The organism is Streptomyces sp. (assembly GCF_036566765.1).
Classification (GTDB): Bacteria; Actinomycetota; Actinomycetes; order Streptomycetales; family Streptomycetaceae; genus Streptomyces.
This window is the reverse complement of record NZ_DATCVQ010000635.1, coordinates 1-21,993: the sequence shown is the minus strand read 5'-3', so window position 1 is coordinate 21,993 and position 21,993 is coordinate 1. Positions and strand designations below refer to the sequence as shown.

17 protein-coding genes and 3 pseudogenes are annotated in these 21,993 nt (G+C 70.8%); 6 read left to right on the top strand and 14 right to left on the bottom strand.

Annotated elements, in window-relative coordinates:
* Positions 1-530: 530 nt before the first annotated feature.
* Positions 531-1,661 carry an MFS transporter gene (locus VIU94_RS36895; protein WP_331918626.1) on the bottom strand — a complete coding sequence of 377 codons (1,131 nt, stop codon included), beginning with the start codon at positions 1,659-1,661 and terminating at the stop codon, positions 531-533.
* Between VIU94_RS36895 and VIU94_RS36890 the strand changes: the two genes are divergently transcribed.
* Positions 1,549-1,794, top strand: a complete 246-nt coding sequence (locus VIU94_RS36890) for a hypothetical protein (protein ID WP_331918630.1) — start codon at positions 1,549-1,551, stop codon at positions 1,792-1,794. The genes VIU94_RS36895 and VIU94_RS36890 overlap by 113 nt on opposite strands.
* Before the next feature lie 421 nt (positions 1,795-2,215).
* Positions 2,216-2,350, top strand: coding sequence for a hypothetical protein (locus VIU94_RS36885; RefSeq protein WP_331918624.1), 135 nt, complete (start codon positions 2,216-2,218; stop codon positions 2,348-2,350).
* A 148-nt stretch (positions 2,351-2,498) separates the two neighbouring features.
* Here VIU94_RS36885 and VIU94_RS36880 read toward each other — a convergent pair.
* The 5 genes and pseudogenes from VIU94_RS36880 to VIU94_RS36860 form a co-directional block, all read right to left on the bottom strand.
* Positions 2,499-2,822: pseudogene (locus tag VIU94_RS36880) on the bottom strand (transposase); the annotation flags it as partial.
* A 9-nt stretch (positions 2,823-2,831) separates the two neighbouring features.
* Positions 2,832-3,044 (bottom strand): annotated as a pseudogene (locus VIU94_RS36875) (hypothetical protein); the annotation flags it as partial.
* A gap of 390 nt (positions 3,045-3,434) precedes the next feature.
* On the bottom strand, positions 3,435-6,371 hold the full coding sequence (locus VIU94_RS36870) for an FtsX-like permease family protein (RefSeq protein ID WP_331918622.1): 2,937 nt from the start codon (positions 6,369-6,371) through the stop codon (positions 3,435-3,437).
* A 2-nt stretch (positions 6,372-6,373) separates the two neighbouring features.
* Positions 6,374-7,120: an ABC transporter ATP-binding protein gene (locus tag VIU94_RS36865; protein WP_331918620.1), complete on the bottom strand. Its 747-nt coding sequence runs from the start codon at positions 7,118-7,120 to the stop codon at positions 6,374-6,376.
* A gap of 112 nt (positions 7,121-7,232) precedes the next feature.
* A complete protein-coding gene (locus VIU94_RS36860) occupies positions 7,233-8,393 on the bottom strand; it encodes an MFS transporter (protein WP_331918618.1) in 1,161 nt (386 codons plus the stop codon).
* Between the two features lie 292 nt (positions 8,394-8,685).
* Here VIU94_RS36860 and VIU94_RS36855 point away from each other — a divergent pair, with 292 nt between their 5' ends.
* The 3 genes from VIU94_RS36855 to fdhF are packed head-to-tail and all read left to right on the top strand — an operon-like array spanning position 8,686 to position 13,381.
* Positions 8,686-8,943, top strand: coding sequence for an SHOCT domain-containing protein (locus VIU94_RS36855; RefSeq protein WP_331918628.1), 258 nt, complete (start codon positions 8,686-8,688; stop codon positions 8,941-8,943).
* A gap of 53 nt (positions 8,944-8,996) precedes the next feature.
* The gene (locus VIU94_RS36850) at positions 8,997-10,691 is read left to right on the top strand and encodes an NADH-ubiquinone oxidoreductase-F iron-sulfur binding region domain-containing protein (protein WP_331918616.1); all 1,695 of its coding nucleotides are present in this window, start codon (positions 8,997-8,999) and stop codon (positions 10,689-10,691) included.
* Positions 10,688-13,381: a formate dehydrogenase subunit alpha gene (gene fdhF, locus VIU94_RS36845; RefSeq protein ID WP_331918614.1), complete on the top strand. Its 2,694-nt coding sequence runs from the start codon at positions 10,688-10,690 to the stop codon at positions 13,379-13,381. Before VIU94_RS36850 ends, fdhF begins: the two co-directional genes overlap by 4 nt.
* Before the next feature lie 12 nt (positions 13,382-13,393).
* Here fdhF and VIU94_RS36840 read toward each other — a convergent pair whose 3' ends face one another.
* The 8 genes from VIU94_RS36840 to VIU94_RS36805 are packed head-to-tail and all read right to left on the bottom strand — an operon-like array spanning position 13,394 to position 21,173.
* Complete coding sequence (locus VIU94_RS36840; RefSeq protein ID WP_331918612.1) at positions 13,394-14,251, bottom strand: universal stress protein; 858 nt, start codon at positions 14,249-14,251, stop codon at positions 13,394-13,396.
* The gene (locus VIU94_RS36835; protein WP_331918610.1) at positions 14,248-14,928 is read right to left on the bottom strand and encodes a CBS domain-containing protein; all 681 of its coding nucleotides are present in this window, start codon (positions 14,926-14,928) and stop codon (positions 14,248-14,250) included. Before VIU94_RS36835 ends, VIU94_RS36840 begins: the two co-directional genes overlap by 4 nt.
* Positions 14,928-15,158 (bottom strand): acyl carrier protein, encoded by a 231-nt coding sequence (locus VIU94_RS36830; RefSeq protein ID WP_331918608.1) that lies wholly within the window; start codon positions 15,156-15,158, stop codon positions 14,928-14,930. Before VIU94_RS36830 ends, VIU94_RS36835 begins: the two co-directional genes overlap by 1 nt.
* Before the next feature lie 35 nt (positions 15,159-15,193).
* Positions 15,194-16,618 (bottom strand): dihydrolipoamide acetyltransferase family protein, encoded by a 1,425-nt coding sequence (locus VIU94_RS36825; RefSeq protein ID WP_331918606.1) that lies wholly within the window; start codon positions 16,616-16,618, stop codon positions 15,194-15,196.
* Between the two features lies 1 nt (position 16,619).
* A complete protein-coding gene (locus tag VIU94_RS36820) occupies positions 16,620-17,630 on the bottom strand; it encodes an alpha-ketoacid dehydrogenase subunit beta (protein WP_331918604.1) in 1,011 nt (336 codons plus the stop codon).
* Positions 17,627-18,691, bottom strand: a complete 1,065-nt coding sequence (pdhA, locus tag VIU94_RS36815) for a pyruvate dehydrogenase (acetyl-transferring) E1 component subunit alpha (RefSeq protein ID WP_331918602.1) — start codon at positions 18,689-18,691, stop codon at positions 17,627-17,629. The genes VIU94_RS36820 and pdhA overlap by 4 nt, the downstream gene beginning before the upstream one ends.
* Positions 18,691-20,499, bottom strand: a complete 1,809-nt coding sequence (acsA, locus tag VIU94_RS36810; RefSeq protein WP_331918600.1) for an acetate--CoA ligase — start codon at positions 20,497-20,499, stop codon at positions 18,691-18,693. The genes pdhA and acsA overlap by 1 nt, the downstream gene beginning before the upstream one ends.
* A complete protein-coding gene (locus VIU94_RS36805) occupies positions 20,496-21,173 on the bottom strand; it encodes a CBS domain-containing protein (RefSeq protein WP_331918598.1) in 678 nt (225 codons plus the stop codon). The genes acsA and VIU94_RS36805 overlap by 4 nt, the downstream gene beginning before the upstream one ends.
* 249 nt (positions 21,174-21,422) lie before the next feature.
* Here VIU94_RS36805 and VIU94_RS44835 point away from each other — a divergent pair.
* Positions 21,423-21,620: pseudogene (locus tag VIU94_RS44835) on the top strand (DUF1918 domain-containing protein); the annotation flags it as partial.
* Positions 21,621-21,993: the final 373 nt, after the last annotated feature.

Genomic DNA, 21,993 nt, shown 5'->3' with positions numbered 1-21,993 from the left:
GGACTCTCCCCCGACCACAGGCTCGACGCGCTGCGCCCGTTCCTGGCCGTGCGCATCCTCGGCGTCATCCCGCCCCACTCACTCACGAGCGCCGACCCGCTCCTCGTCCTGGTCGAACTCGCCGAGGCTCAACAGCTCCTCGACAGCACCCAGTTCGCCCCAGAAGGCGTCTGACCCGAGGAAACCCCAGGTCAGGCACCTTCTTTCGTGCTGCTAGAAGAGGCCCAGCTTCTTTGGGGAGTAGCTCACCAGCAGGTTCTTCGTCTGCTGGTGGTACAGCAGTTGCACCCGGGCTGGCCAGTGGAAACGACAGTTGGTGCGCTTCTTTGGCCTGGCTTGGACCGGAAATGGTCCGGAACTTGGTCCGAGCATCCTGACACGGTGAGGATGGGGGTGGGCGAGGTGGTCCAACAAAGGGAGGTGGAGGCACCGCTCGCCGGGTCGGGCCCGCGGGTGCGGGCGCGGCCGGGTGAGAGGGGAAAACGGTGGGGCCGGCGCCGAGGCGGACGGCCGCCCCGGTCACGGCGGGGCTAGGACGCCTTCGGCCACGTGAACCTTCCCGCCCAGTGGGCCCAGGCCACGAGGACCATGAAGACGGCTGCCAGCCCGCCCAGCACCATGACGGTGGAGGGCGAGGAACGGTCGAGGACGGCTCCTCCGACCAGGGCCCCGATGGAGATGGTGGCCTGGAAGGAGGCGGTGAAGAGGACGGAGGACGCCTCGGGGGAGTCGGGGGCGGCCTTCGAGAACCACGTCTGGGAGCAGACCGGGACGGCGCCGTAGGCGACACCCCAAACGACGAGCAGCGCCACCGCGCCGGCGTCCGACTGCCCCAGGACGGGCAGGAGCAGGGTCGCGGCCGCGATCAGGGCCGCCGCCGTGGCGAAGGTGGACCGCGGATAGCGTCCCACCGTGGATCCGCCGAGGAAGTTGCCGGCGATGCCGGCCGCACCGTAGACGAGCAGGTAGATCGTGATGAGACCCGAACTGACGTGGGTCACCTGCTCCAGGAAGGGGGTGACGTACGTGTACGTGCCGAAGTGGGCGAGCACGACGACGAAGGTCATGACCAGGGCGAAGCGGGTGTTGACGCTTCGGAGCATGCCGCCGAGGACATCGAGGCGCGTCGCCTGGTCGGAGGGGAGGGGCGGGACGACTACGAGGAGCAACACGAGGACGGCCAGTGTGAAGCCGCCCATCACGAGGAATGCCGTCCGCCAGCCCGCGATGTCGCCGATGAACGTGCCCAGCGGTACTCCGAGTACGGAGCCGAGCGGTACGGCGGAGAAGATCACCGAGGTCGCTCGGCCCACGGACTTCGCGGGAACCAGTTGACCGGCGAGTCCGGCCCCGATGGACCAGAAGCCGCCGATGGTGACGCCCACCATGACGCGGGAGATCAGGACCAGCCAGTAGCTCGACGCGGCGGCGGCAAGGAAGTTGGCCAACGACAGCAGAAGGATGAACACGCCCAGCATGACCCGCCGGTCGATACGTCCTGTGGCCACCGTGACCACAGGGGCCGAGACCGCGGCGAGGAATCCTGGCATGGTCATCATGAGACCGGCCATTCCGTCCGAAATGGTGAAACTCGATCCGATCGACGTGAGAAGGCCGATCGGAAGAATTTCGGTCGTGACGATGGAGAAGATTCCCAGCATTACCGAAATGACGGCCAGCCAGGAGAAGAAAGGCGAGCGGTCCGGCGATGCGGGGGATTGGACAGAAGGGGTGGTTGCTGTGGACATGAATCCCGTCCTGAGTTGGTCATCACATGGAGAGTGTGACCTCTAGTCCAGCAGGAGCGGGCACCATCTTCTGGCAGATTCCCGACGTCAACAACCGACCCCATGAGAAGAGATCGGAGGGGACTTGCCGCGCCGACGCGGTGCACGGAAGGCCCTGCTTGATCCGCGACGACCTAGCCAAGTCGAGAAACCGTCTGCTCAGGAAGGTCGTCGCGTGACGTTCACGTCGCAAACCTGCTAGACGGCGACTCGATTCGATGTTTTTCTGTGTTCTCCCGCGTCGCATACCATCCGGTGTGCCGCCGCGGTGGACGCGTCGGTCGACGAGGCCGTCCGTTGAATTGAGGAGACGAATGGTTGAACCCGAATAGGTAATTCGAGCGAACGTGCAGGAGGAGGCGGCGGGACTCGACCGCGACGGTGTCGCCGCACAGAGGAGGGAGGCGCAGCGCAGGTACGACGCCAGTATGCCGGGGTATTGCTTCGACCTGATCATGCGACGGGAACAGCTGGATCGGTACGCCGAGGAATGGCAGCGCGTACTCGACGAGATGACGGCTCGCGGCATCGAGCGCTACCTCCCCGTCGACGAGAAGGTCTGACGGGGCGGCACCGTCCGCACCCAGCAGTCGCGCACCGCGCACCCGACGCCGGGGGCACCAGTATGCGGATGTCCCGGCCGTTGTGCTGCGTCCGTCAGCGGCGGACCCGCTACTGAAGTTGATCGGGTGATGTCGGAACTGTTCGCCTGACGCTGGCCGGATCGACGTCGGTCAGCACGGTCTTAGCGCGGGTCCCGTTGCGGGAGTTCCCGCCGTTCTTGCCTGCTGGGTCGTGCTTGTCATGCCGAGGTGGTCGGTGATCCAGCCTTCGAGGGCGGACTCCAGCAGCCGCTTCGTCAGCTGCTGGAGCAACAACCCACCCTCTCCCGTCAGCCGCAGGCCCTCGGCCTGCGGCCCGGGACACCAGCTCATCGATCAGCCGGTCATTCACCACCTTCGCCGACTGCGGCTCAGCCACCTCGGCAGTCTCGGCCTCGGTCACGTTCTCACTGGGTGTCGGTGCATCCTCCATGATCGGGAGTTACACCGAACGATTTACAGTCCCCCTGCAACGGTGTTCGGGGTTCTCAAAGTCGAAGCGGCAGCCGGCGTCCCATTCGGAGCGCCGGCTGCCGTACGTCGGGATGCCGCTGGCGTCCTTGAGCATCCGGCCCAGGTGGAGCTGGTTCCACGTCATGAAGGTGGCGTTGCGGTTCGTAAAGTCGTTGTCCGGACCACCAGAGCCGGGGTCGAGAATCTCGTGCAGCTCGACCATCGACTTGAGGCAGCCTGTTGCTGACCTAGAGTGACTCCGGTGTCGGGCTGCCTGGAGCGTAACGGCACCTCCAGGCAGCCAGCTTGAGGCTCTAGAAGAAGCCGAGCTTCTTCGGGGAGTACGAGACCAGGAGGTTCTTCGAGTGCTGGTGGTACACGGCCCGCACCTGTGATGACCAGCGAAATCAAATAAATTGGTGATCTTTGGGCGGGACTTGGCCCGGGAATGGCCCGGATCTTGGAGTGGTGGGGTGGGCGATCACCCGTCCGTCATCCTGCTGGGCAAGGTCCCGCGCCGGCCCTCCTCCCGCGACCTTGCTGTCCGTGTCAGACGTACGCGGCCGGCCCTGCGCGGTATGGATGACCGACGTCATTCGGTGACGCGCACCGCGAGCGCCGGGCGGATGGCGGCTGCGCGGCGCGCCGGCCCGATCGTGGCCAGGAGCGACGCGGCGAAGGTGGCTGCGGCCAGGCCGCAGATGCTGGTCCATTCGACCGGGAAGCCTCCTTCGAGGCCCTCGAATGCGGCGCTGTTGGCGTACATCAGCCAGGTGGTGAGCACGCCCAGCAGCGAGCCGAGCACTATTCCTTCCAGGGCGATGAAGGTGCTCTCCCACAGGAAGGATCGCTGGACGGTCCGTGCCCGGAAGCCGAGGGCCCGCAGGATGCCGATGGTGCGTCGGCGTTCGCGTACGGCTCGGACCATGACGACGCCGAGGCCGGTGATGCCCACGCCGAGGCCCAGGGCGAGGAAGCCCTGCATGAGGCGGAAGAAGGCGGTGCTGGAGTCGAACTGTTGGCGGATGTCCGACTCGATGGGCGTGGCGACCAGACTGGACGAGAGCTGCTCGCCCTGGAGTTGGGTCGCCAGGGCGTCGGGGGAGGTTCCGGGGCTGGTTCTCACCAGCGCGGAGGTGTTCTGTGCCTGGATGCCGAAGAGGTCGCGTGTCGCCTGCTCGCCCAGCACCACGGGGTACGTGGTCGAACTGGCGCCGGTGCCCGGGTAGAAGACCAGCCCGTTGCTGAGCACGCCGGCGATGATCTTCTGTTCGCTGCGGCCCGTGCGGGGGTCGGTCAGGGTGAGGGTGTCGCCGGGGTCGTAGTAGTCGCCGGCCGGGCCGCCGGTGCTGCCGAAGAAGCCGTCGAGAACGACGTAGCGAGGGTCGGATTCGAGAGCCCGCCAGACCGCGGCGTCGTTCGCCAGGCCGGGCAGCCGCTCCCGGAACGTGATGCCGGTGATCGACCCGCCTGGCACGCCGACGACGGCGGCGTCCAGCGGCTGGGCGCTGCGGTGTCCCGGATCGGTGGCCCGCCCTGTGGCGTTGAGCAGCGGCGTGACGGCGGCGATCCCAGGGGTGGACGGGCCGCCGCGGAGATCGGAAAGCAGCCGGTCGCCGGCGACCTGGGGGTTGTAGTCCAGTCGCAGGGAGTATCCGGCGGTGGCATCGGCGACGACTCCGTCGACGCCGGCGCGGATGATGCCCGAGATCTCCGTCAGGAGCACGAGGACGAACACGATCAGGGTGTACATCACGAGCGTCGCGCCGGTCCTGAATCGTTTGGCCAAGGGGTACGCGACCGCGAGCCGCGCCGCGAGGCCGCCTTCCGTCGGGCGCTGGAGGAGCCGTCGCACGGGCCGAAGCAGCGTCTTCTGGTTGTCGCTGACGAGAACCACGGCAGAGAAGGCGGCCAGGGCGCCCTGGATGACGTACACGGACATCGAGGGCGTGTCGAAGATCCGGGGGCGTACGACGGGTGCCAGGAGCGTCCAGGCGAGGACGGCCCCCGCGACCGAAGTGGTGACGGTGTGGCGGGGGAGGATGCGGAGCAGTGCCGGAGTGGCGAAGGCGAGGGCGAGCGCCGGCATGAGGTACGTCGCGTCGGGCTGGCTGCGCGCCACGGCCGGGACGGCTGCGAACGCGCACAGGACTGCCAGGGTGGTGGAGACCGCGAGCAGTCGGCGGCGTGGCCCCTGTCCGGGCGTGGCGGGGAGGTCGCGGATCGCGGCGATGATGTTGAACCTGCTGATGCGCACGCTGGTCGCGAGGATCGCGGCGAAGGCGATGAGCAGGCCCAAGGCCAGTCCGTTGAGGACGCTGGTGGGGGTGACGGCGAACGCGATGCGGATGCTGCTGCCGCCGACCGACCAGCCCTGGAAGATCTGCGCGGCCACCACGGCGACGCCCCAGCCGACGGCGACCCCGATGGCCACGCCCGGCAGCGCGGACAGCAACGCGTAGGTCGCCCCTTCGAGCGTGAAGGACCCGACAAGCCGCGAGCGCTTCATCCCCACGGCCCGCACCATGCCCATCTGGGACTTCCGCTCCTCGCCGAGCATCACGAAGATGTTCACCAGGAGCAGTGCGCCGGCGATGATGCTGAAACTGCCGATCATGAGGAACAGGGCTCCGAGGGAGTCCCCGGCTTGTCTGGCGTCGCGCAGCACCGTGTGCTTGGGCGTGTCGATCTCCGTCTGCCCGGCGAGCGGGCCCAGAGCCTGCCGGATGTCGGCTGTCACCTGGTCGGTCAGGGCTTCGCCGCTTTCGACGCCGCCTCGGTTGGAGACGAAGGTGACCGAGCGCGGCTCCACACCGGCGGCCCGGGCGGCGGAGTCCAGGGTCCCCGGTGCCAGGAACACGTCACGGTTCATCCGGCCGCCGAGGCCCACCCCGGCCAGACCCTCTTCCGGCACCACACGCTCGACCCGGTACGTCCCCGGATCTCCGAACAGGTACAGCGTGACCGGATCTCCGGCTCCCACATTCAGCGACCGGGCCAGCGGCTCGTTGACCACGACCTGGCCGGGCTTCGGATCGGGTCCCCCGAGACCGGAGTCCCCGCCCGGCGCGCCGAAGCGCGCCGCCTTGTCGAAATCCATCTGCCAGGCCAGGACGCGTGGCTCGGCGACCGTGCGGTCGTCGGCACCACTCACCGCCGATGCCTGGGTGGCCTGGGCGTTCAGAACACCGTCGATGTCGGGGTCGCCCGCCAGGGCGGCCAGCCGTTCGGTCACGGCGCGCCCGGTCGGTCCGGGGGGTGCGACGACGCGCTCGTCCACGGGCCCCAGGGTGCGGTACGCCTCCTGCCGTACGGAGAAGTTCAAGGTGTCGCCGACGACGAGGGCCCCGATGACGATGGCCGTTCCGAGCATCGATCCGCCGATCACCAGCGCCGCCTCGGTGCGCCGGCGGGCGACCTGCCGGAAGGCGAGCCGCCGGGACACCGGCTGCCGGACGGCGACCACCACCAGGGCCGCGAGGGCGAGCGCCAAGGCGGTGAGCAGCGGGACGAGGAGATTCGGGTACATGATCAGCCCAAGGGGACGTCGGGGCTCGGGGCTCGGGCCGTGAGGGTCTGGCGGACGTCGTCGACCAGTTGCCCGTCGCGCATCCGGATCAGTCGGGGGACGCGGGCGCCGATGGCGCTGTCGTGGGTGACCAGGACGATCGTCTGGCTCTCGTCCCGGTTGAGCTCGCACAGCAGGTCCATGACCTGGTCGGCCATCGCGCTGTCGAGGTTTCCCGTCGGTTCGTCCGCCCACACGATGACCGGGCGTCCCGCGAGGGCGCGGGCGATCGTCACCCGCTGCTGCTCACCCCCGGACAGCTCGCTCGGCCGGTGCTCGACCCGGTGGCCGAGGTCCACCCGGTCGAGCATGTCCAGCGCCCGGCGACGGGCTTCACGCGGCCGGGTGCCCACGAGCAGCAGGGGCAGTTCGACGTTCTCCACCGCGGAGAAGACCGGTATGAGATTGAACGCCTGGAAGACGAACCCCATGGTGTGCGCCCGGTGCTCCGTACGAGCGGCGTCCGACATCGCGAACAGGTCGTGGCCGTCGACCTCAACCCGGCCGGCGTCGATGTCGTCGAGCCCGGACAGACAGTTCAGGAGCGTGGTCTTTCCTGAGCCGGACGGCCCCATGACCGCCACCATCTCCCCGTGACGTACGACGAGATCCAGGTCGAGCAGAGCCGTGACCTCGACGGAGCCCGTCCGGTAGATCTTGCGTACTCCGGAGGCGACGAGGAGAGCCCGGTCGGTTTTCATGCTTTCCATACCACCCTCCGGATGGAACGCGGGGCTAAGGCCACCCTGGCCCCGAGGAGGGGCCGAAAGGCCCAATCGCCGGGTTACCGCGCGGCTCGCATGAGCGGCCTCGCCGCCGCGGTCAGGCGTCAGCGGGCGCCCGGGCGCGTCGCCGGACGGCGGTGGCTGCCAGGACTCCCGCGCCCGTCGCGGTGACGGCGAGGAGGACGAACCCCCACGTGTAGTCGTGCGCGACGCTGTCGACCGCTCCCATCACGAGTGGTGGGAAGAAGCCGCCGAGGCCGCCCGCCGCCCCGACAACTCCCGTCACCGAGCCGACCCGCTCGGCCGGGACCAGACGTGCGACCAGCGCGAAGACCGCCCCGGACCCGGCGCCCAGACCGGCGGCCATGCCGAAGAATGCCGCCGTTCCCACGGGGACCAGCTCCGCCTCGAACGCCGCGACCAGGGCGCACACCGAAACGATCCCGTACGACACCGTCAGTACGGGTACGGGATGGGTACGGTCCGACAGCCAGCCGCCCACGGGCCGCATCGCCACGGCGAGCACGACGAATCCCGCTGTCCTCAGTGCCGCGTCGGAGCGGCCTAGCTCATAGGCCCGGGTGAGATAGGTCGGAAGGTAGACGCTGAACGCGACGAACCCGCCGAAGGACACGGCGTACAGGAACGCCAGCTGCCAAGTGGCCGGCGTACGCACGGCCAGGGCGGTGCGCGAGAACAGCGACCCGGCCGCCGTCGCCCGCCCCGGCCTGTCGCGCAGGAGGAACCAGGCCACTCCGGCGTACAGCGCGAGGCCGACGGCCACGAGGTCGAAGGGGAAAGCACGGCCGACGGCGTCGGAGAGCTGGACGGTGGTGAACGCCGACAGGGCCGTGCCCCCGGTGCCGATGCCGAAGATCCCGAGGGCGACGCCGCGCCGTGCGGGTGGGTACCAGGCGTTGACGAACGGCACACCGACGGCGAAGGCGGTTCCCCCGATCCCGAGGAGGACGCCGCCCGCGAGCACCTCGGCCAACGAGTCGGCCAGGTGACCCAGGTACAGCACAGGGAGGATCGTCAGGGCCGCGACGAGGGGGAAGACTCGCCGTGCCCCCCAGCGGTCCGTCAGTGCCCCCGCCGGGATCCGGCCGAGCGCGCCGACCACGACCGGAACGGCGACCACCAGCGACTGCTCGAAGGAGCTGAGGTCGAGGTCGTCCCGCAGCCGTGGGCCGAGGGGGGCCAGCAGCGCCCACGCCCAGAAGCAGAGCGTGAACCCGATGGTGGCAAGGAGCAGCATTTGCCACGGTTGCGGCGTATCCGCGACCGGCCGGCTCCCCGTGTTCCGGACCATGGTGGCCTCCCGGCAGTGATCCGCATGGCGGCGTGGGCCTGCTGTTCCCCACCCTCCGGGTGCCGGGATCCTGGCTCCAGGGGCCACTCGTTCCCTTCCGTGACCGGTCGGCCCCCCGCCAGGGGCCGGTCGGCCCTGTGCGGAGCCTTCTCGGCGGGGCACGGTGGGAGTGTCGGACGGACCGGAGGCAGGGGCGTCCGGCTCCTGCAGGCCGGGGCCGCCGGGAGTGTGAGTGGCGATGATGTTCTGGTATGGCGACGGGATGAACGGATGGGGCTGGTTCGCCATGTCAGCCGGCATGGTGCTGTTCTGGGGGCTTCTCATCACGGTCGCGGTGATGCTCTTCCGCACACTGGACCGTGCTGCGGAACGGCCTTCGGGGATTCTGCCTGCCACGCCGGCCGAGCAGATCCTGGGCGAGCGACTGGCGCGCGGTGAGATCGACGAGGAGGAGTACCGTCGGCGCCTGACCGCCCTGCGCAACGCGAAACCGTGAAGCCCGTGACCGGCCGGGATGCGGGCGGGGGCACGGCCGGTCACCCTGGGAGCATGACCGATCGGATGCCCGAGGAGCCGGTCCGACGCCCAGACGCGCTCCGTGAGCTGACCGAACGGAACGGAGGACGCGGGGGGCTGCTGCCCGCCGCGCTGGAACGCGCCAGGGCGGGCACCGCCGAAGGGCCCGAGGCATGGGCGCCCCGAGTCGCGGAGGCAGCCGGACTGCCGGCCGCCGCGGGGCTCGGCCCCGCCACTTTCTTCGCCGATCTCGCCGCCCCGCGCGGCGAGCGGCATGTGCGGGTGTGCACCGCGACGGCGTGCTTCGCCGCGCGGGGCGGGGAGCATCTGACGGAGGTCGAAAGCGCTCTAGGCGTGGCGGCGGGCACGGTCGACGAGGCGGGTTCCACCTCGCTGCAGACCGTGCACTGCCTTGGCTACTGCTACGCCGGCCCCGCCGCCCTCGACGGCACCCTGCCCCGTATGGGCCCGGACCTTGCCGACCAACTCGGCGGGCGGACGGAACCACGTGCGCCGGGCATCCCGGCGGCCGACACCACCGGGGCGCCCGTCCTGCTCGCCGGGATCGTGGGAGGGCACTCCCCCTGGGACGTGTGGCGCGAGGCGGTGGCCGGGCTGCGGCCCGAGGACGTACGGGAGGAGACCGCCGTCTCAGGACTGCGCGGGCGCGGCGGCGCCGGATTTCCCGTGGCCGACAAGTGGGCCGCAGCGGCGGGGAAGCCGGACACGGTCGTCGTCGCCAACGGGGACGAGGGCGACCCCGGCTCGTACGCCGACCGGCTGCTCATGGAGGAGGACCCCGAGCGCGTCCTTACGGGACTGGCCCTGGCCTGCTTCGCCTGCGGCGCCGGGCGTGGGACGGTCCTGGTCCGCTCCGAGTATCCGAGAGCCATGGCCCGGCTGCGTCGGGCGGTGGAGCGCGCGACGGAGGCGGGGGACCTGGCCCCGTCGGTCGAGACAGCCGGTCCGCGGCCGTTCGTCGAGATCGTCGAAGGAGCCGGTTCCTATGTCTCGGGCGAGGAGACCGCCCTCATCGCCCGGCTCGAAGGCGCTCGCGGCTGTGCACGCCCTCGGCCCCCCTACCCCACGGATCACGGCCTCTGGGACGCGCCGACGGTGGTCAACAACGTGGAGACCCTGGCGGCCTTGCCCTGGATCGTCGCCCACGGCGGAGCGGCCTACGCCCGACGTGGCGCACCGGACGAGACCGGCACCAAACTCGTGTGCCTGTCCGAGCGCTTCGCCCGGCCCGGTGCCTACGAGGTCGAACTCGGCACTGCTGTGGACGAGATCGTCACCCGGTTCGGGGGTGGCCTGAAGGACGGCCGCGAGCTCGTCGCCCTCCAGATCGGCGGGCCTCTCGGCGGTTTCCTCGCCGGGCACGCGCTCGACGTCCCGCTCACCACGGCAGCGCTCGCCGAGCACGGCGCCGCACTTGGTCACGCCGGCATGGTCGCCTTCGACGCCGAGACCGATCCCCACGAACTTCTTCGGCACGTCTGGGAGTTCGCCGCCGACGAGAGCTGTGGAGCCTGCTCGCCCTGCCGGGTCGGCACCCGGCGAGGGCTCGAACTCGCGCAGGGCCGGCGCGGGCCGGGGGAGACCTACGAACGACTGGCACGGCTGATGGGCGAGGCCAGTCTCTGCGCGTTCGGCCGCCGCGTTCCCGCCGCCGTCCGCAGCCTGGCCCGCGCCTACGGGTCGGCCCTGGAAGGATGGGATCGATGACCCGGCTCCAGGTCGACGGCGTGTCGGTCGAACTGCCCGCCGGGGCCTCACTGCTCGACGCGGTACGTGCCGCCGGAGCCGACTTGCCCAGCCTCTGCCACGACGACCGTCTCCGGCCGGCGGGCTCCTGCCGGACCTGCCTGGTCAGCGCCGACGGGCGGACCGTCGCCGCATGCGTCACGCCCGCGACGTCGGGCCTCACCGTCGACACCGCCGACGAGAGCGTGCGGAACCTGCGCCGGGACGCGGTCGCCTTGATCGCCTCAGCGCTCCCGCCGCTCGCGCTCGCCGACAGTTCACACACTGAACTGGCCGATGCATGCCGGGATTTGGGGATCCCCGCGGACACGGCTGCCGGTGACCCCACGCGCGGGCGGGACAAGAGCCACCCGTACGTCCATCTCGACCGCGACCTGTGCATCGCGTGCGGGCGCTGCGTCCGTATGTGCGCGGACGTCCAGGGCACGTTCGCGCTCACCCTCACCGGACGCGGGGCCGACACGGTCGTCGCCCCGGGAACCGGCGGCCCCTGGGCCGACTCCGACTGCGTGTCCTGCGGAGGCTGCGTCGACACCTGCCCCACCGGGGCGATCACCCAGCCCGGACCCGGCCAGGGCCTCACCTCACGGCAGGCCCCCCATGACCGCGTGCGCACCACTTGCGGCTACTGCGGAGTCGGCTGCACCCTCGACATCGTCGTCCGCGAGGACCGTGTCGCCGCTGTGCTCCCGGCCCGGGACGGGCCCGTCAACCGGGGCCACGCCTGTGTCAAGGGCCGCTTCGCGTACGGATACCTCAGCTCCGCCGAACGTCTCACCGAGCCCCTGATCCGGGAGAACGGCGAACTACGACCGGCGACCTGGGACGAGGCGGTGACCCGGATCGCCGACGGCCTGCGCGCGGCCGTCGTCGACGGCGGACCCGACTCGGTCGCCGCGATCTCCTCCGCCCGTGCCACCAACGAGGAGAACTACCTCGTCCAGAAGCTCCTGCGGACCGTCATCGGCACCAACAACGTCGACAACTGCTCCCGCCTGTGCCACGCGCCGTCCGCCGCAGGACTCACCGCCTCCTTCGGACGCGCCGGCGGCACCGACCCCTTCGACGACGTCGAGACCGCCGACTGCCTCCTGGTCGTCGGCGCCAATCCCGTCGAAGCCCACCCCGTCATCGGTGCCCGCCTCCTCCAGCGGGCACTCGCAGGGGCCTCCCTGATCGTGGCCGATCCCCGTGCCGTGGGCCTCGCCCGTCATGCCGACGTGCACCTGCGTCCGCGCCCCGGTACGAACGTCGCCCTCTTCCACGGTCTCGCCCGCGTCCTCGTCGACGAAGGCATGACCGATTCGGCCTTCCTCCGCGAGCGCGCCACCGGACTGGACGAACTGACCGGCCTGGTGGCCGACTACCCGCCCGAGCGGGTCGCCGAGATCACCGGCGTCCCCGCCGACGACATCAGGAAGGCCGCCCGGCTCTACGGCCGCGCCGAGCGACCGGCCGTCCTGTACGGACTCGGCGTCACCGAGCACCTGCACGGCACCGACGGCGTACGGACCCTGGCGAACCTCCCCATCCTGCGCGGCGCCGTCGGCGGCACCGGCCGCGGGTTCGGCATCAGCCCCCTGCGCGGCCAGAACAACGTGCAAGGCGCCTCCGACATGGGCGCCTTGCCCGATCTGCTGCCGGGCTATGGCCGTGTTACCGACCCGGAGGCCCGTGCTCGCGCTGAGGCGGTGTGGGGCCGACCAGTTCCCGAGCGGCCGGGCATGCGCATTCCCGAGATGTTCGCGGCGGCTCGGGAGGGCCGGCTGCGGGCGCTGTGGGTCATCGGTGAGGACGTGTGCTCGACCGACCCTGACAGCCGGCGCGTCGCCGAGGCCCTCGACACCTGCCCGCTTGTCGTCGTCAACGAGCTCTTTCTCAGCGAGACGGCGCGCCACGCCGATGTCGTCCTACCCGTGGCCTCGTGGCTGGAGAAGGACGGGACCTTCGTCAACTTCGACCGCCGCTTCCAGCGTGTACGACCAGCGGTGGCTCCGCCCGGAACGACGCGCTCCGACTTCGACGTCGTGCACGCCGTTGCCGATGCCCTCGGCGCCGACCTGGGCTGCCCCACGCCAGCGGCCGCCCTCGCCGAGTGCGGACGAGTGACACCCCTCTTCGCCGGTCTCTCACACGCCCGCATCGACCAGGAAGGCGCCGTACCGTGGCCCTGCCCGGAGCCGGACCAGCCGGGCGAACACACCTTGTACACCCAAGAGTTCGCCACGCCCGACGGGCGCGCCCATCTGTCGGCGGCCCCCTACCTGCCGCCCGGCGAGGAACCGGACCAGGACTATCCGCTCGTGCTCGTCACCGGTCGCCGATGGGCCCACTACAACTCCGGGAGCATGACCCGGCGCGGCGGCAACCTTCTTCTCGACGCGTCCGACCGCCTGGACCTGCACCCCGAGGACGCCGCCCGGTTCGGTGTCCGGGACGGCACCCCGGTCACCGTCGAGAGCCGCCATGGGCAGGCGCGACTCGTCGCCCGCGTCGGGACGGAACTTGCTCCCGGGCAGGTGTTCTGCGCGTTCCACTTCCCGGCCAGCGGCGTCAACTCTCTCACCTCGGAGCACGCCGACACGGTGACCTCCTGTCCGGAGTACAAGGTCACGGCGGTACGGCTGCGGGCTACGGCGTCCGACGACTGATCGGCACCGAGCTCAGGAGTGGGGCACGAGGGCCACGGGCACCGGGCTGTGGTGCAGCACCGCGTGGGCCACGCTGCCGATGTGCGCGCCCAGCGCCGAATGACGAGTACGCCGACCCACGACCACGAGGGCGGCGTCCCGGGCAGCCTCGACCAGTTCGAGGCCGGCCGATCCGACCACCACACCGGCGGCCGCCGCGACGTCGGGGTACTTCGCGCGCCAGGGATCCAGCAGTTCTTCGAGCGAACGCTTGATCTCCGGAGCCAGGGCATGGCGGATGTCCGGGACCATGGCGGGTCCCAGTCTCGCGTAGAGGGGGAGTTGCTGCGCGTACACGACGTGGACCTGGGTGTGCCGCCGGGCGGCCTCCTCGAAGGCGAAACCCAGGACGGCGTCCACGGGCTGCCGCACGTCGGTCCCGACCACGACGGGACCCTGTGGAGTGGTCGACTCGCTACCAGCCCGTACCAGTACGACGGGCCGCGCGACGGCGCCGGCGACCGTCAGGCCGACGGAGCCGAGCAGGTAGCCGGCCACGCTGCCAAGCGCCCGCGAACCCAGGACCAGCAGCTCGCTCTCCTCAGCCGCGGCGACGAGACCCGGCACGGGACCCGCGGGCAACAGCTGGGTGGTCACCGACAGGCCGGGATGGCGCTCGCGCAGTCCACCGGCGGTGCGCGCCAGCATCGCTTCGGCCCACGCCCTCTCGGACTCCCGCGGCACGAGTGACAGAACGGCCTCCGGTACCGGTTCCGTCGCGTACACCAGATGTACGCCGGTGCCGCGCAGCAGCGCCTCCTCAGCCGCCCACTCCGCGGCGGCGTTTGCTTGTTCTGCGCCGTCCAGGCCGACCACGATGCTCCGCGTCATGATCGTCCACCTCCTCGTTCGGTGTCGTCGACGTCGTACGTGAGACGGGTGCGGGAGACCGAGACGACGCCGTCCACCGTCGCGCACATGCGCTCGATCGCCGGGATCATGCCCCGGAAGGGCAGTCTGCCGCTGAGCTCCACCCGCCCGTCGTGCACCTCGACGGCGAGGGCGCTCGGTTCGAGACGCAGCGTGTGACCGAGCACGTCCTCGAGGATCTCCCGACGGATGTCGTCGTCCTCGCGGAGGAAGATGCCCAGGAGGTCGCGGCGGCTCACGATGCCCACCAGCCGGTCCTCGTCGTCGACGACGACGAGCCGTTTGACCCCTTGGACCTCCATCAGCCGCGCCGCCTCCGCCACGGTCCACTCGGGCCGGGTGCACACGGCGGGTGCGGACATCAGTTCCTCGGCCCGCGTCCCCTCGGCCTTCGCCCGCTCCCAAGCCTCCAGGTCCGGAACGGCCGGTAGATCACCCGGTGTGGCGGCCTGGTCGGCGGTCTTGCGCAGCAGATCCCCCTCCGACACCACCCCGAGCACCCGACCTCCGCCGTCCACCACGGGAACAGCGGTCACTTGGTGCCGTGAGAGCGTGCGGGCGATCTCTTTGAAGGGGGCGTCGCCGCGGACGCTCACCACCTCACGGGTCATCAGCTCGCCGATCGTGCGATGACGCATCACCCTCTCCTTCCCTGCGCGGACGCATGTGCCTCGCCCATCAGGCGAGCGGCACAGCCGTCCCAGGTGTCGAGGGCCGGATAGTCGTCCTCGGTGAGTTCCGTCCCGCTGAGTTCGGCGAGCGCCTCGACGAACTCGAGGAAGTCCAGCGAATCCATCTCGAACGTGTCCCGCAGGGACACGCCGGGATCGAGTCCGGTGAGTTCGGCGCCGGGGACGACACGCTCCACGGCTTGCCGAACCAACGCCCTTGCCTGGTCGTGGTTCACAGTTCCTCCGGTTGTTGCAGGAGCCGGTCCATGGCGGTCAGGAGACGCGCGCCGGTGGCGCCGTCGGCAGCTCGGTGATCGGCGGACAGCGTCGCCGTCAGCACGGGTCGTACTCCCAGCAGGCCGTTCACGGCCACGGGCCGCTCGACGATCCTGCCGAGGCCGACGAGCGCGACCTGCGGCGGGTAGACGACGCCGAACACCGTCTCGACACCCTGGTCGCCTAGGTTCGTGACGGTGAGACTGGGATCGACGGTCTGCGACGCTCGGAGCCGACCGCCCCGTGCCCGTGCCACCAGGTCCTTGAGCGCGGCCATCACCTCGGCGACAGAGAGCGTGTCGGCGTGGGCGAGGGCCGGGGCGACGAGGCCACCGCCCCGTAGGGAGACGGCGACGCCCAGCCGTACCTCCTCCGCCGGGACGAAGCCGTCGTCGCCCCAGTGCCCGTTGAGCTCGGGCACCTTCCGCGCTGCCAGCGCGACGGCCTTGAACATGAGTGCGGCGGGCACCAGGCGGGCGGACAGCGGCAGTTCGCGGTTGCGAGCGTGCATCCACTCCAGGGCAGCTGCCATGTCCACGGTCGTGGAGAGGTAGAAGTGCGGGATCTCCCGCTTGGATCGGCTCATGAGCCGGGCGGTGGCCGCCCGTGCCGCATCCGGGACGGCCGGCCGCGGTGCGCCCTCGGCGGCTGCGGCCGAACGGACGTCCTGCGCACGGACGGTGCCGCCCCGACCCGTGCCGGTCACCTCGGCGAGGTCGACGCCGAGCTCCGTGGCCAGCCGCCGCGCGAGCGGTGAGGACTTCACACGCAGCGGAGTGGGACGCTCCCCGGTCGAGCCGTCGCTGCGCATCGGCTTCGTCGGCCGTGTCGTCGGCGCGGTCTTCGCCTCGGCCCCGGATGCGCTCCGCTTCCGTCGCGTCGGCTCCGTGCCCGACTGCCGCCCGGTCGCGGCCCGAGTGGACTCTGCCGGACTGGCGGTCTTGCCCTGCTCTGCTGCTTGTGCAGGTTCCGGTTCGTGGTGCTCCACGTCCGCGCGGGTGATCCTGCCTCCCGGGCCCGAGCCGTGGACGGTGGCGAGGTCGACGTGCCGGTCCTGGGCGAGTCGGCGGACCAGAGGCGTCGACGCCGGCGGGCTTTCGGTGCGACGTCTTTCACTGGGACGGCTTTGGGCGGGACGGCTTTCGGCGGTCGTGCCGATATGTGCCAGCGGGGTGCCCACCGGCACGGTCGTGCCCTCGTCGACGAGGAGGGCCTCGACCGTACCGCTGTCGAAACACTCCACCTCGATCGCGGACTTGGCGGTCTCGACCACTGCGATGACGTCGCCTCGCGTCACCTGGTCGCCCGGATGCACCAGCCACTCGGAGAGCGTGCCCTCGTCCATGTCGGCGCCGAGCGAGGGCATGGTGAACTCGGCCATCTCAGCTCACCACCCGGCGCGCCGCCGCCACGATTCCGGCCGGCTGGGGGAGTGCCGCCTCCTCCAGCCGACGTGCGTAGGGGATGGGGACCTCCGCACTGCACACCCGCTCGACGGGCGCGTCGAGTTCGAAGAACGCCTGCTCGCAGATCCGCGACTCGATCTCGGCGGACAGACTGCCGCTGCGCCAGCCCTCGTCGACCACGACGGCCCGGTGGGTCCGTCGGACCGAGCCGACGATCGTGACGTCGTCCAGGGGCCGCAGCGTCCGCAGGTCGACGACCTCCGCGCTGATCCCCTCGCCCGCCATTGTCTCTGCGGCTTCGAGAGCCTTGGACACACAACCGCCGTAAGCGACGACCGTGACGTCGGTGCCCTCGCGGCGGACGGCCGCACGGTCCAGGTCGACATCATGGACGGCTGGATCGAGCGTGCCAGCCGCGCTGTAGAGGCTGCCGTGCTCGAAGAGCAGCACCGGGTCGGGGTCTGCCAGCGCGGCGGACAGCAGATGGCGCGCGTCGTCGACCGTGGCCGGCGCCAGGACGCGGAGGCCGGGGATGTGGGCGTACCAGCCTTCGAGGCTGTGGGAATGCTGGGCGGCCAGCTGCCGTCCCGCGCCCGTCGTCATGCGGATCACCAGCGGCACACCGAGCTGTCCGCCGGACATGTGGCGCAGGGTGGCGGCGTTGTTGAGGATCTGGTCGAGGGCCAGCAGGCTGAAATTGACCGTCATGATCTCCACGACCGGCCGCATCCCGGCCAGGGCGGCGCCGATACCGGCCCCCACGAACGCGGACTCCGACAGAGGCGTGTCCCGGACACGATCGGGTCCGAACTCCTCCAGGAGACCGAGGCTCACCCCGAAGCAGCCGCCGTAGCGGCCCACGTCCTCGCCCATGAGGAAGACCCGGTCGTCCGAGGCCAAGGCCTCGCGGAGCCCCTCCCGCAGGGCCTCCCTGTAGGTGGTGGTGCCGTCGTCGGGATGCGCCCGCGGTCGCGTACGCGCGCTCATGGCGGACCCTCCTCTTGTCGCCCGGTGACATGGAGCAGCAGGTCTTCGGCCGGCTCCTCGGGAGCCTGTTCGGCCGTCCGGACGGCTCGGTCGATCTCCTCCATGACCTCGCGGTCCAGAGCCTCCAGCGCGGCCGTGTCGAGCAGACCGGCCGCACGCATGCCATCGGCGAGGCCCGTGACAGGGTCGTGCCGCTTCCACTCCTCGATCTCGTCCTTCGGCCGGTACCGGTCCGGGTCGTACATGGAGTGCGCGCGGAAACGGTACGTCCGCATCTCCAGGAAGTGCGGTCCGCTGCCGGCGCGCATGGACTCGACCGCCCCGCGCGCCGCCTTCTCCACGGCGTGCACGTCCATGCCGTCGACGGCCCAGGCGGCCATGCCGTACGACGCAGCCCGCATCGCCAGGTCCGTCTGGGCGTGCTCCCGGGCGAGGGCCGTTCCCATCGCGTACAGGTTGTTCTCGCAGACGAAGAGCACGGGCAGTCCCCAGAGCGCCGCCAGATTGGCGGTCTCGTGGAACTCACCCTCGGCGAAGGCCCCGTCACCGAAGAAGCAGCAGGTCACCCGGGACTCGCCGCGCAACCGGTCGGCAAGCGCCAGACCCGCCGCGAGCGGCAGTCCGCCGCCCACGATCGCGTTGCCGCCGTAGAAGCGGCGGCCGGCGTCGAAGAGGTGCATGGAGCCACCGCGGCCGTGACTACAGCCGGTGGACTTCCCGTACATCTCCGCCATCACGGCCTCGGGCGGTACCCCGCGGGCCAGGGCGTGGCCGTGTTCGCGGTACGTGGAAACGACCGCGTCCCGCTCGTCGAGCGCCTGGTGGACACCGACCGCCACCGCCTCCTCGCCGATGTAGAGGTGGACGAAGCCCCGAATCGTCGCAGTGCTGTACAGCTCGACGCACCGTTCCTCGAACCGCCGGATGAGCAGCATCCGCCTCAGCAGGTCCAGGTCGTGGGCCGCCGCCGGAGTGCGGGAGGGCGCAGCGGGTCCACGAGGGCGACGGGGGCGCTTCGTCTGCGATGTACTGGCGGACGCGCCGCCGCGTGCGGTGGCCATCACGGGTCCTTCCCGGAGAGCCCGGCCGTCCCGGCAGGTTCGGTTGTCTCCAGCGTCGACACATCGCCCTCGGGCAGGCCCAGTTCGCGGGCCCGCAGCAGGCGGCGCATCACTTTTCCGCTGCGGGTGTGGGGCAGATCCTCGACGAACTCGATCTCCCGGGGCGCGACGGCCGGGCCGAGGCGCCGACGGGCGAACGCCATGATGTCGCGCCGCAGTTCGGTGTCGGGCGGACACTCGGGGCGCGGCAGCACGAACGCCTTGACGATCGCGCCCGCCAGCGGGTCGGGGCGTCCGATGACACCGGCCTCGGCGACGGCCGGATGCTCCATGAGCGCGCTCTCCACCTCGAAGGGCCCGATGAGGTGCCCCGCGGACTTGATGACGTCGTCGGCCCGGCCCACGAACCAGTACCAGCCGTCGGCGTCGCAGCTGACCAGGTCACCGGTCAGGTACCACCCGTCCGCGAAGCACGCCTCGTAACGGCTCGGCTCGTGGAGGTAGCCACGGAACATCGACGGCCAGCCCGCCCGCAGGGCGAGCTCGCCCTGGGCTCCCGGTTCCTGGAGCGGCTGGACGTGTCCGCCGGTGACCGCGGCCCGGCCGTCCTCGCCGCACGCCAGTACGGCGGCCTCGACACCGGGAAGCGGTCGGCCCATCGAACCGGGCCGCACAGGATCGGCCGCGAAGTTGGCGATCATGATCGCGCCCGTCTCGGTCTGCCACCAGGTGTCGTGGACCGGCAGCCCGAGCGCCTCCTGGCCCCAGTGCACGGCCTCGGGGTTGAGCGGCTCGCCGACACTCGCGACGAACCGGAGCGCGGAGAGGTCGTGGCGCGCGGCAGGCGTCGCGTCGCCGCTGCGTGGTGCGGCCCGCATGAGCATGCGCAGCGCGGTAGGGGCCGTGTACCAGACGGTGACGTGCTGGTCGGCGAGGATCCCGTACCAGCGAGCGGGAGTGAAGTCCCCTTCGTCGACGACGGTCGTCACCCCGTGGGTGAGCGGTGCGATGATGCCGTACGACATGCCGGTGACCCAGCCGGGGTCGGCCGTGCACCAGAAGACGTCGCCCTCGTGCAGGTCCAGGGCGTAGGCGGCGGTGACGTGATGGGCGAGGACCGCCTCGTGTACGTGGACCGCTCCCTTGGGGGTGCCTGTCGTGCCGCTGGTGAAATGCAGAAGCGCTGGCTCTGCTGGATCGGTCGGTCCCACCGTGTACTCGGTTGGCGCGGCGGCCGTGAGAGCGGGGAAGGAGAGGGTGTCCGGGGGCGGGTCGGCCCCGGGGTCGAGGAGCAGGACGTGCCGCAGGTGCGGAAGCCGGGACCGCACCGGAGCGACCTTGCGCTGGTACAGCTCACGGGTCGTGACCAGGGCCCGGGCGTTGCCCAGCTCCATGCGCAGCGCGACGGGTTCGGGTCCGAAGGCGGTGAACAGGGGGCACAGGACCCGTCCGGCGCGCAGCGTTCCGAGGACGGTGCTGTACAGCTCGAACCGGCGGCCCAGCAGGGTGAACACCCGCTCGCCGCGTTCCAGGCCGAGCGTCTCCAGCACGTGCGCGAAGCGGGAGCTCTCGGCCGCGAGCCGGGCGAAAGTCATCGTCGACACGGATCTGTCGCGGGCGATGCAGCGCAGCGCGACGCGTTCGCCGTGGCCCTGGCCCTCGCGCAGGTGCCGGTCGACCGCCTCGTACCCGATGTTGATGCCCCCGTCCGGCAGCCCGGCGAGCCGGGACCGCTCGCGTCGCCAGGAGAACGTGGCCCGGGCACTGTCGTAGTCGGGCATGACGGGTGCCACCCACAGGGCGTTCATCGCGGTGGTTCCACGTCGAGCGCGAGGTTGTCGTAGGCGTACTCGATCGATTCGTGCAGGGCGACGACTCCGTCGACCGAGCGGCAGAGCCGAACGATCACGGGGATGTCGGCGCGCTCGTCGACCCGACCCGCCAGCCTGACGACTCCCTCGTCGACGGTCACACGGATCGTGTCGGGGGCGAGGCGCAGAGTGCCGGCCAGGACGTCGTGCTCGATCTCGTCACGGATCGCGGTGTCACCGCGCAGGAAGGGCCGCAGCAGGTCGCTGCGACTGATGATCCCGACCAGCCGACCGGTCTCGTCGGCGACGGGAAGCCGCTTCACCCCCTCGCTGTGCATCGTCCGGGCTGTCTCGACGAGATTCCAGTTCGGCTGGGCCGTGACCGCGGGCGAGGTCATCAACTGGGCGGCCGTCTCCGCATCGGGCAGCCTCTTCTCCTGGGACAGCAATCGGATGCCCGCTGGGCGGCCCTCCAGATCGGGGAGCTCGGCGGTGGTCCGCAGCAGGTCGGCCTCCGAGACCACGCCGAGCAGGCGTCGGTCCGGGTCGACGACCGGGACCGCCGAGACGTCGTTGTCGGCGAAGAGACGGGCGATCTCCTTGAACGAGGTCTCTGGGGCGGCGGTGACCACGTCATGGGTCATCACCTCGAAAACCGTACGGTGCTGCATGACGGTCCTCCTTCACGGGCCGTGGCGGCCCCGGTAGATCTCACCCTGCTGCGTGAACCCCACCCCGGGGCAGTGCCGAATGGTCCCCTTCCGGGACTGTTGGCCCCTATGACGGTCGGCCGGCCGGGACGCATGGTGGAAGGCGAGAGCGCCGGTCCCGGGAGGGCCGCAGCCGGGCGCTCGGGCCGGGAGGCGAGAACCATGACCGCGACCGGAACACGAGAAGGTGAGGAGAAGCCCCGCGCCGGGCTGTGGGCTCGCGTCGGCGACCGGCTGATCGTGGGCGGCGCCACGGTCGGGGACGAGGGGCGTGACGGTGAGATCGTCGGGCTGCACCATGAGGACGGCACCCCGCCCTTCGACGTCAGATGGTCGGACACGGGCCGGGTCACTCTGGTGTTCCCGGGCCCGGACGCGCGGGTCCAGCACTTCCCGCCGCGTGGCACGAACGAGGCGGCCGGACCCGTGAAGGCCGCTACGAGGTAAAGGCTGCTACGAGGTAAGGCCGCTACGAGGTCGTGAACTTCGCCGCCGCGTCCACCACGCCGGGCACCGCCCGGGTCAGGCGCAGGGCCAGATCCGCCGGAACAGACTGCGACAGGCGTCCGGCGAGCGTCACCGCGCCGTCCGAGACTCGTACGGTGAGTGCGGCGTCGCCTTCCGGGATCAGGTGCGTGAGGTGGGTGCTTCATGACCGGCCTCCGGTACTGCTGTGCCCCGACGCCTGTAGCTGCGAGGGTGTCGCCGCCTGGTGACGGACGACAAGGGCCGAACGGGGCACGTCTGGACCCTGACAGCCCTGGCGCGGACCATCGACCGG

What these genes read in the sequence shown, in the direction of transcription:
- VIU94_RS36835 (WP_331918610.1), bottom strand. Translation starts at nt 14,928, where the DNA reads ATGCGTCATCGCACGATCGGCGAGCTGATGACCCGTGAGGTGGTGAGC.
- VIU94_RS36805 (WP_331918598.1), bottom strand. Translation starts at nt 21,173, where the DNA reads ATGCAGCACCGTACGGTTTTCGAGGTGATGACCCATGACGTGGTCACC.
- acsA (WP_331918600.1), bottom strand. Translation starts at nt 20,499, where the DNA reads ATGAACGCCCTGTGGGTGGCACCCGTCATGCCCGACTACGACAGTGCC.
- fdhF (WP_331918614.1), top strand. Translation starts at nt 10,688, where the DNA reads ATGACCCGGCTCCAGGTCGACGGCGTGTCGGTCGAACTGCCCGCCGGG.
- VIU94_RS36825 (WP_331918606.1), bottom strand. Translation starts at nt 16,618, where the DNA reads ATGGCCGAGTTCACCATGCCCTCGCTCGGCGCCGACATGGACGAGGGC.
- VIU94_RS36865 (WP_331918620.1), bottom strand. Translation starts at nt 7,120, where the DNA reads ATGGAAAGCATGAAAACCGACCGGGCTCTCCTCGTCGCCTCCGGAGTA.
- VIU94_RS36855 (WP_331918628.1), top strand. Translation starts at nt 8,686, where the DNA reads ATGATGTTCTGGTATGGCGACGGGATGAACGGATGGGGCTGGTTCGCC.
- VIU94_RS36820 (WP_331918604.1), bottom strand. Translation starts at nt 17,630, where the DNA reads ATGAGCGCGCGTACGCGACCGCGGGCGCATCCCGACGACGGCACCACC.
- VIU94_RS36850 (WP_331918616.1), top strand. Translation starts at nt 8,997, where the DNA reads ATGACCGATCGGATGCCCGAGGAGCCGGTCCGACGCCCAGACGCGCTC.
- VIU94_RS36840 (WP_331918612.1), bottom strand. Translation starts at nt 14,251, where the DNA reads ATGACGCGGAGCATCGTGGTCGGCCTGGACGGCGCAGAACAAGCAAAC.
- VIU94_RS36870 (WP_331918622.1), bottom strand. Translation starts at nt 6,371, where the DNA reads ATGTACCCGAATCTCCTCGTCCCGCTGCTCACCGCCTTGGCGCTCGCC.
- VIU94_RS36895 (WP_331918626.1), bottom strand. Translation starts at nt 1,661, where the DNA reads ATGCTGGGAATCTTCTCCATCGTCACGACCGAAATTCTTCCGATCGGC.
- pdhA (WP_331918602.1), bottom strand. Translation starts at nt 18,691, where the DNA reads ATGGCCACCGCACGCGGCGGCGCGTCCGCCAGTACATCGCAGACGAAG.
- VIU94_RS36885 (WP_331918624.1), top strand. Translation starts at nt 2,216, where the DNA reads ATGCCGGGGTATTGCTTCGACCTGATCATGCGACGGGAACAGCTGGAT.
- VIU94_RS36860 (WP_331918618.1), bottom strand. Translation starts at nt 8,393, where the DNA reads ATGCTGCTCCTTGCCACCATCGGGTTCACGCTCTGCTTCTGGGCGTGG.
- VIU94_RS36890 (WP_331918630.1), top strand. Translation starts at nt 1,549, where the DNA reads ATGGTCATCATGAGACCGGCCATTCCGTCCGAAATGGTGAAACTCGAT.